Origin of the sequence: Synechococcus sp. BA-120 BA3, assembly GCF_034931285.1 — a bacterium.
Classification (GTDB): domain Bacteria; phylum Cyanobacteriota; class Cyanobacteriia; order PCC-6307; family Cyanobiaceae; genus Cyanobium.
Genome location: NZ_JAYGHZ010000053.1, coordinates 1 through 8,637, shown reverse-complemented (window position 1 = coordinate 8,637; position 8,637 = coordinate 1). Strand labels below are relative to the sequence as shown.

At 70.7% G+C, this 8,637-nt stretch carries 10 protein-coding genes; 4 read left to right on the top strand and 6 right to left on the bottom strand.

Features of this window, described 5'->3' with window-relative positions; translation table 11 throughout:
- Positions 1–104: 104 nt before the first annotated feature.
- Entirely contained in the window at positions 105–830 is a 726-nt protein-coding gene (gene thyX, locus VB737_RS04005; protein WP_500311331.1) for an FAD-dependent thymidylate synthase, read from the top strand.
- 36 nt (positions 831–866) lie between these two features.
- Here the strand turns inward: thyX and VB737_RS04000 are convergent, their stop codons facing one another.
- Together VB737_RS04000 and VB737_RS03995 are read right to left on the bottom strand one after the other, a co-directional pair.
- On the bottom strand, positions 867–1,187 hold the full coding sequence (locus VB737_RS04000; protein ID WP_500311329.1) for an HPF/RaiA family ribosome-associated protein: 321 nt from the start codon (positions 1,185–1,187) through the stop codon (positions 867–869).
- 212 nt (positions 1,188–1,399) lie between these two features.
- Positions 1,400–2,143: a hypothetical protein gene (locus VB737_RS03995; RefSeq protein WP_500311327.1), complete on the bottom strand. Its 744-nt coding sequence runs from the start codon at positions 2,141–2,143 to the stop codon at positions 1,400–1,402.
- 93 nt (positions 2,144–2,236) lie between these two features.
- On the opposite strand from VB737_RS03995, the gene VB737_RS03990 reads away from it, so the two are divergent.
- Positions 2,237–3,376, top strand: coding sequence for a substrate-binding periplasmic protein (locus VB737_RS03990; RefSeq protein WP_500311326.1), 1,140 nt, complete (start codon positions 2,237–2,239; stop codon positions 3,374–3,376).
- Here VB737_RS03990 and VB737_RS03985 read toward each other — a convergent pair.
- The 4 genes from VB737_RS03985 to VB737_RS03970 all read right to left on the bottom strand — a co-directional run bounded on the left by VB737_RS03985 (position 3,324) and on the right by VB737_RS03970 (position 5,817).
- Complete coding sequence (locus VB737_RS03985) at positions 3,324–4,055, bottom strand: esterase/lipase family protein (protein ID WP_500311324.1); 732 nt, start codon at positions 4,053–4,055, stop codon at positions 3,324–3,326. The two genes, VB737_RS03990 and VB737_RS03985, sit on opposite strands and share 53 nt — an antisense overlap.
- Positions 4,056–4,083: 28 nt before the next feature.
- Positions 4,084–4,839 carry a class I SAM-dependent methyltransferase gene (locus VB737_RS03980; RefSeq protein WP_500311322.1) on the bottom strand — a complete coding sequence of 252 codons (756 nt, stop codon included), beginning with the start codon at positions 4,837–4,839 and terminating at the stop codon, positions 4,084–4,086.
- A 17-nt stretch (positions 4,840–4,856) separates the two neighbouring features.
- Positions 4,857–5,102, bottom strand: a complete 246-nt coding sequence (locus tag VB737_RS03975; protein WP_500311320.1) for a hypothetical protein — start codon at positions 5,100–5,102, stop codon at positions 4,857–4,859.
- Positions 5,103–5,331: 229 nt separating this feature from the next.
- Positions 5,332–5,817 (bottom strand): cupin domain-containing protein, encoded by a 486-nt coding sequence (locus VB737_RS03970; RefSeq protein ID WP_500311318.1) that lies wholly within the window; start codon positions 5,815–5,817, stop codon positions 5,332–5,334.
- Positions 5,818–5,846: 29 nt separating this feature from the next.
- Here VB737_RS03970 and VB737_RS03965 point away from each other — a divergent pair, with 29 nt between their 5' ends.
- Complete coding sequence (locus VB737_RS03965) at positions 5,847–6,539, top strand: helix-turn-helix transcriptional regulator (RefSeq protein WP_500311316.1); 693 nt, start codon at positions 5,847–5,849, stop codon at positions 6,537–6,539.
- A gap of 122 nt (positions 6,540–6,661) precedes the next feature.
- A partial coding sequence (locus tag VB737_RS03960) for a glycoside hydrolase family 9 protein (protein ID WP_500311314.1) occupies positions 6,662–8,637 on the top strand: 1,976 nt, incomplete at its 3' end.

Here is an 8,637-nt window from a genome sequence, read left to right as displayed (position 1 = left end):
GCACCAACGGCGTCAAGGGCGGTGGCACCCCTCCCACCCAGGCCGGCCCCCGCAGCCACGGCTGATCACCCGCCGCCACGCTCCTCTCCTCCGCACCCCCGCCCATGGATCCCCGCTTCCGGGTCGAGCTGATCGCCGCCACGCCGAACCCGCAGCTGTGCGTCTACGCCGGGATGCACCAGGACTACAGCGAGGGCTTCGTGGCCGCCGACCGGGCCGACTGGCCCGACGAGCGCAAGGCCGGGGAGATCTGCGTCAAGCGGCTGCTGGCCGGCGAGCGCGGCCACTACGGCCCGCTGGAGCACGCCCAGATCGTGCTCAACGTGGGCTGGTTCCCCCATTCGGTGATGCAGCAGGCCCGCACCCACCGGGTGGGGGTGAGCTTCGATGTGCAGTCGATGCGCTACACGGGCGACCGCATCCGCCGGGCCGCCAACGGCGAACTCGACCTGGAGGAGGTGTTCTACCTGCGGCCGGTGGGGCCCTACAGCGACCGCCAGGGCAAGAAGTACCTCTACGACGAAGGCCAGCGGGCCATCGATCTGGAACTCTGCCGGGTGGCGGCGGCGCGCTACCGGGATCTCCTGGATGCCGGCTACGCCGAGGAGCACGCCCGCGGCATCCTGCCGTTCGACTACCGCCAGCACTTCGTGGTGAGCTTCACCCTGCGGGCCTTCCTGCACTTCCTCGACCTGCGGGCCAAGCTCGATGCCCAGCAGGAGATCCGCGAACTCTGCGACCTGATGTGGCCCCACCTGCAGCAGTGGGTGCCGGAATTCGCCGACTGGTACGAGAAGAGCCGCCTGCACAAGGCACGGTTGGCGCCTTGAGCGACGGCAGCCATGGCCCCGGGGCGGTGCTGCCGTTCACTGGTGCGGATCCAGGCGCCCGATCGTGCTGTCGAGGGCATGCTTCAGCTTCACCGCAGCAACGTCGACGGCCTCCTCCAGCGTCGACGCCTGATGGCTCACGGAGATCGGCTGATGGCCGGAGAGACGCGCCTCAAGCAGGCAGCGTTTGTCTTCGCTGCCGGACTTCTGGTCGCTGTTCTGATCGCTGAGATGAATCTCCACCCGTGTGAGCCTGGAACTGAGATGCCCCAAGGTGCCCCTCACCGTCGCGTCCACCTCTTCGGTCAGCCGATCGTCGGCCTCGATGTTGTGATCGGTGTTGATCTGAATCTGCATCAATCCGCCCTCTTCTGATTCTCTTCAACCAAACTCTATGCCTGCTGGGAGCGGCCCATTCAAGGCAGCGCTGCCTCGGCAATCGCAGTCCACCAGCGTTCCACCACCTCGGGGCGGCCGTACCAGCTGGAGCCGAAGGCGCCGCCATGGGTCCGCCGGCCGTGAGACGGCGGTCCAGGTGATCTCGGACACCACCCGCAGGCCGCCCGGCCTCAGCCCCCCACCACGAAGGCATCCACGATCTCGTAGCGCTCGCCGCTCTGCCCCAGGGTCAGCACCGACACGTCGCCGCGCCGCGCCACCGAGAGGGCCTCCGGCTGATCGGAGGCCACGACCTTGCCCTTCACGAACAGGAACTGCCGCTTCTGGCCCCCGGGCAGCGTCACCACCACCGTGGCACTGCTGTTGGCCCGGCGGATCACGGAGGCTTTGCACCTGGCAGCCTTGGCGCCGTTCCCGGACACGCAGGGCACCTCCGCTGAAGCGTGAAACGGCGTGCCGGGGATCAGGGCATCGCGGGAGGCGGGCAGCGCGGCCAGGGGAACGCCGCCGATCCCCACCTTCAGGCTGTAGGTGCCGGTTTCGTTGCGGCGGGCCGCCGGGCGCATCAGGTACACCCGCACCGTGACATCACCATCGCTGGGCAGCAGACCCTTGAAGCGGTTGCCGGACACGCTGCCGATGAACAGGGCCGTGTCGGTCCCGGCCGCCATCACGTTGAAGTAGTTCTGGGAATTGGAACCCTTGAGCTCCACCGTCAGGGTCTGGCCAGCACCCGCCCGCAGCTTGTAATCGACGGTCTGGTCGCCCTTGATCTGGCCCTGGAGCCGCGCGGACTCGGCTCCAGCTGTGAAGCTCACCCGGCGGCTCTCGATGCCGCTCTGGGCCAGGGCGGCCCCGGCCGGCAGGCCGAACACCAGAAGGCCAGCCGTGAACAGGGCGAGGGGTGCACGCATCGAGGCCGGGAAGCGATTCTCGGCAACCTACCCCGCTTCCTCTTGGGCTATGCAGGAGACTGACGGGGGCCCGCTATCGCTCCAAGGAGTCGGATGAAACGCCTCGTCTGGGGCCTGGCCCTGGGACCCGGCCTTGCTCTTGGTCTGGCGATGGCGACAACTGGCCAGGCAGCAGCGGCACCGGTGCTGCGGGTGGGCCTGGTGGATGGCTCGCCGCCCTGCAGCTACCGCGAGGCGGGGGTGTGGCGGGGCCTGGCCGTGGATCTGTGGAACCGGGTGGCCACCCTCGAGGAGATCCCCTACGTGGTCTCCCAGTGGCCCTCAGTGCGGCAGATGCTGGAGGCCAGCCGCGAGGGGCGGCTGGATGTGGCGGTGGGCTGCATCAACGTCTCACCCGACCGCCTGGAGCGCTACCGCTTCGCGCTCCCCTTCCAGGAGGACGGCCTGGCGGTGATGGTGGCCAAGAGCCGCCTGGATCTGGGGCGCTCCTTCCTGGCGGCCCTGCTGGCCCCCACGCTGCTGCAGCTGCTGGGGGGCTACCTGCTGGCGATCGCGCTGCTCACCGCCGTCACCCTGCGGCTGGAGGCCCGCCACCGCCCGCCCGTCAGCGGCCGGCGCAACGGCCTGCGCCACGTCAGCAAGGTGTTCCAGGTGCTGGCCACCGGCCCGGGCAGCAACACGGTCGTGACCACCACCCGCGGCAATGCGGTCGTGATCCTGGCCTACCTGGTGCGGATCGTCTCGGCGTCGCTGCTGGTGGGCTACCTCACCGTCAACGTAGCCAGGGAGATCCAGAACCGGGCCAGCGGCGACATCCGCTCGCCGGCCGATCTGCGCGGCCGGCGGGTGGGCGTGCGCGCCGGCACGGTCAGCGAAACGCTGCTCAAGGAACTCAACGCCTCCGCCCCCGCCGGCGGACCGAAGGTCACGATCGTCCGGCTGGCCAGCATCGGCGCGGGGGGCGAGCTGCTGGCGGCGCGCCGGATCGATGCCCTGCTGGGTGACAACCTGCAGCTCAGCCACCTGCTGGTCCAGGAGGAGACGAAGGGCTTCCTGCCCAGCCTGGCGCTGGAGGGGATCAGGCCCGAATCCCAGGCCTTCGCCTACGCACAGGCGTTGCCGGAGGCCACCGCCAGCCGCATCGACCAGGCGATCAGCGCCCTCAAGCGCAGCGGCGTGGTCAGCGAGCTGCGCCAGCAGGCGACGACCCGGGAGAACTCCCAGGGGCGCTGAAGCCTGCGGTCCACCAGCGCTCCACCACGTCCGGGCTGCCGTACCAGGAGAGGCCGAAGGCGCCGCCATGGGCCACCCCCGGCAGCACCACGGGAGTGGAGCCCGCCAGCAGGGCCGAGGCCACCGGCACCAAGCCGTCGCCCCGGTCCTCGGCGTCGCCGCTGCTGTTGCGGTAGGCGGCGGGGGCCAGGCGCCGGGCCATCGGGGAGGCCGCCTGCAGATCCAGATCCCCCGCGACAGACACATAGCGCACCCGATCAGCGAAAGGGGAACCCGGCAGCCGCTCCGCCACCATCTGCCGCAGCACCGTGGCCTTGAGGGCGGTGTGGGGGCTGCCCAGCATCACCAGGGTGTCGGCCAGGGCCTTGCCGTCGTAGCGGCGCCCCTGGAACGGGGCGTCATCCAGGAACAGCCGCAGCATGATGCCGCCGGAGCTGTGGCCGATGAGCGTCACCTTGCCGGTGGGGGATTGCCGGGCCAGTTCGGCGACGGTGGCCTGCACCCGATCGAGGATCCGGGCCCAGGCGAAGGCGAAAACGGTGAGCAGCCACTCGGGTTTGCCCACCGGCACCAGCCACACCGGCTGGCCGCTGAGCTGCTCCAGCCGCGTCACCATCGGGGCATAGGCCTCTGGGCTGATCAGGAAGCCCCCGAGGATCACGATCGGCTGGCGGGTCATGGCGGTGGGCTGGCGTCGCGGGACCGGTCTACCCGAGCCGTCTGGCCACATACATCCCATAGCCGAAGTGGGCCTTGTGGGATTCGTAGAGCTGGATCTCGTGCTCTTCGGCGCTGACGATGGCGCGGGCGGCTTCGCTGTGGCCATGCCGGCGCAGGAAGGCATCGAAGCGGGCCTGCAGGGGCCGGTAGTAGTGATCCAGCCAGCAGTGCTGCGGCAACACGACGTAGCCGATCGGCGCATAGCCGTGCTGTTCCAGCAGGGCGATCTTGGCCGAGGCCCGATCGATTTCGGGGTACTCCGTCTGCCAGTGCCGCTGGAGATCCGCCGGTCGCGCCGCGGTGGTCCAGGTGATCTCGCTCACCACCAGCAGGCCGCCCGGTTTCAGGAAACGGCGCCACTCGGCGATCCCCTTCGCGAAGCCGATGTTGTAGATGGCCCCCTCCGACCAGATCCCATCCAGCTCCCCGTCAGCGAAGGGCAGGTTGTCCATGGAGGCGGCGCAGGGGGTGATCGCGCCCGCCACTCCCTGCTGTCGCGCCCGGCCCTCGAGCACGGCCAGGAACACCGGCAGCCGATCCACCGCCGTGATCCGGGCGTTGGGCAGCAGCCTGGCCAGCAGCAGGGTGGAGGCACCAGTGCCGCAGCCGATGTCGGCCAGCCGCAGCGGCGCGGTGCGGTCGACCCCGGCCAGCCGGAGCGCAAGTTCCGTCTCGGCGTCCCCGCCCGGCCCCTGCCGCTCCCCATCCCGGTGCAGATCGATCAGCAGCTCGAGAGGGTCCATGGGCTCACGGCTAATGGCTAACGGTTGTGGATCCAACCCAGGCTGGCCTCTTCCACCCGGATGGCCGGCAGGAACAGCCCGTACTCCCAGCCGTCGCCGGGGGGACGGTCGCGCCGGGTGATGAAGTCCCGCCGTGGGCCCCCCTTCCCTTCCGGGCCGCCGTAGCGCTCCACGGCGTGGAAGATGGACACCCGGGCCACGCCATAGCCCAGCACGTAGACGCCCAAGAGGCCCGCCAGGATCGGACGGAGATGCCTGGCCACTGGGCCCAGCTCCCTGCGCAGAACTGGGGCCCATCCAACTCCAAACCCATGACTTCAGGCGAACGGCCTTGCGGGGGGCGGCGGGGGCTCAAAAGGACAACGCACAAAGCTGTACAGGCTGTACAGGTCTGCTCCGAGCTCCAACAGAGACATCAAGGTCGCCGATCAGGCGCCAGAGCCCTTCAGCGCAGCGGCCCCTCGGCAACGGCCCTTCGGCGAGGGGCCCCCATCAACGGGACCGGCCTGCCGCCGGCACCGGCACGGTGATCGGCTGGCCCTTCACCCCCGCGTAAACCACCACGATCTCGGCGGGTTCGGCGCCGTTGTTGGTGCCGTAATGGGGCTGGTTGACCATCTCGATCAAGCCCTGGCCCGCCTGGAGCTGCACGCTGGCGCCGGCCGCACTGGTGACCAGCAGCTGGCCGCGGATCAGCATGCCGGCGTTGATCACCGGGTGCTGGTGCATGGGCAGCGCCACCCCCGGCGGGATGGTGATGTGCAGCACGGTGACTTCCGGCTGCCCGCTGGGGTAGGCGGGCAGGGGGGTGCCATTCCACGACTTGGTGGATTGCACCAGCGTCCGCACCGTGACGCCCGCCTGTTCCCCCTCCGCCAGGCACGGCGGCCCGGCCAGCAGCAGGCCGCCGGCGAGCAGCAGCGGCGCCAGGGCGCACCGCCGGCTCCGAAGTGTCGCCCCGAATCGGTCCATCCCCATATCCTGCCCCACAGCCCCCGCCGGTCCCCGTGGATTTCACCGCCGATCTGCCCGTCGTCCAGGTCCGGCGGGCGGTGATGCGCCGGGCCCTGATCGCCACGGATGTGCCACCGCGGGTGGCGCTGGCGATGGGCGACGAGCCGCTGCTGCTGCGCTACACGGTGGGGCTGTTCGGCTACGGCCTGATCGGCTGCGCCGTCACCGATGCGGAGAGCTGCCTGCGCCGCCTGGTAGAGCAGCCCCACGGACTGCTGGTCTGCTCCGACAGCCTCGAGGGCGGCAACGTGCTCAGCCTCACCGCCACGGTGAAGGAGCGCCATCCCCAGCTGAAGGTGATCGTGATCGGCACCGCCCCGGTGCAGGACCCGGCGCTGGTGCGGGCGGCCTGGGTGGATGGGCTGGTGGCGGAGCGCGACATGACCTTCCGCAGCGGCGCCCTGCAGGCGGCGGTGCTGGCGGCGCTGGGCGGGCACCACTTCCGCAGCGCCTCGATGCGGGACCTGCCGGTGCCGGCGCCGATCAGTGAACTCAGCCCGCGCGACTACGAGATCCTCGAGGGACTGGCCGACGGCCTCACCGACCGGGAGATCGCCGAGCGGCTGATGATCAGCCCGAGCACGGCCAAGTCGTACACCAAGCGGCTGCTGCAGAACATGGGCGCCCGCAACCGGCTGCAGGCGCTGGTGATGGCGCTGCGGCAGGGCCTGATCCGGTTGCGCTGAGCCACGCCTCCCCCGCGCCGCCGCCGCCGATCACCCTCCGTCGCGCCGCCAACCACCCTCCGAAGGGGGTCGCCCCCGCGAGGCGGAGCGCCGTAAACCGTTGGGGTGATCTGTTCTGAGCAATGGCGTCCGTCGATCCGCTGACCGGGGTGGGCCTGAACTACGCCGAGGCCCTGCAGAAAAGCTTCCTCTTCTATGAGGCCCAGCGCTCCGGCGACCTCGACGAGGCCCGCAAGCGGATCGACTGGCGCGGCGATTCCGGTCTGCGGGACGGCCTCGACGGGGTGTACTTCGGCGGCCGCACGGCGGCCAACCTGCAGAGCGGGCTGAGTCTGGATCTCAGCGGCGGCTATCACGATGCCGGCGACCACGTGAAGTTCGGGCTGCCGCTGGCCTCCACCCTCGCCACCCTCGCCTGGGGCGGCATCGAGTTCTCCGATGGCTATGCCGTCACGGGGCAGACCGATGAGCTGCTCGATGCGGTGCGCTGGGGCACCGACTACCTGCTCAAGGCCCACGGCGTCGATGCGGCCGGCACCACGCTCTACTTCGTGGCCCAGGTGGGCGATGCGGGGGCCGACCACGCCCTCTGGAGCGCCCCGGAAAGCCAGACGATCGCCCGGCCGGCCCTGGCGGTGACGCCGACCAAGCCCGGCTCCGATGTAGCGGCGGGCTCGGCGGCGGCGCTGGCCTCGGCGTCGGTGCTGTTCCGCCAGAACGGCGATGCCGCCTACGCCGACGTGCTGCTCAACCGCGCCGTCTCGCTCTACGACTTCGCCGACCGCTATCGGGGCCGCTACGCCGATGCGATCCCGGAGGTGCGCTCCTTCTACAACTCCTGGAGCGGCTACAACGACGAGCTGGCCTACGGCGCCGCCTGGCTGTCGCGGGCGGTGAACGCGGCGGGGGGCAACGGCACGGCCTACCGGGACAAGGCCCTCTCCATCTACACAGGCAGCATCGGCGGGCTCTCGCGCGGCTGGACGGGCAACTGGGACGACGCCTCCTATGCCACCGCCGTGATCCTGGCGGAGGACACCGGCTCGGCCCGCATCCAGCAGGACGTGGAGGGCTGGCTGAACAACTGGGTCAGCGGCGGCAACGGCGTGACGATCAGCGCCGGCGGCCTGCGCCACATCAGCCAGTGGGGTTCCCTGCGCTATGCCGCCAACACGGCGTTCCTGGCCGATGTCTACGCCGACAACGTGCGCGATCCCGGCGGCGCCTACGGCCGTCTTTCGCAGGGAACGGTGGACTACATCCTCGGGGCCAATCCGCGCCAGTCGAGCTACCTGGTGGGCTTCGGGGTCAACGCGCCCCGGCAGCCCCACCACCGGGCGGCCTCGGGGGTGGGTTGGGACGGGTTCCGCAACGGCCAGCCCAACACCCACACCCTCTACGGCGCCCTGGTGGGCGGCCCCACCAGCGCCAACGACTTCGCCTACCAGGACCGCCGCGACGACTACGTCGCCAACGAGGTGGCCCTCGATTACAACGCTGCCCTCACCGGCGCCTTCGCCCGCAGCGTCGAACGCCGCGGCGGCGTGCCGCTCAGCGACGCCCAGCTCGACGCCCTGCCCGGGATCACGGTGCGGCCGGGCGGTGGCGGAACTCCGGTGACCCCGTTGCCGACGCCGACGCCAACACCGACGCCGACTCCAACGCCCACCCCGCCACCAACGCCAACCCCCACGCCCACACCTACTCCCACACCGCCGCCACCGGTTCCCACGCCCATTCCCACTCCCGGCGCCCCGCTGCCGGCCACCCTCAACGGCATCCCGCTCACCTCCAGCCCGGATCTGGCGGTGGTGGTGGGCGGCTCGATCTGGACCGGCGGGATGACCGTGCAGCTCACTGTCAGCAACGCCGGCACGGCGCCGCTGAACGGCTGGAGCTTCAGCTTCGAGAGCCCGCACCGGCCCAGCGGCACGCCCTGGGGGGTGCAGATCAGCAGCACGGCGCTGGCGGGTGGTCTGTTCCGCCACGTCGTCAGCGGCGACGCCTGGGCCAGCGCGATCCAGCCCGGCCGCAGCGTCACCGTGGGCTTCAACGCCAGCCAGGGCAGGGCCCTGGGCCACAGCGGCGCCCTCACGGC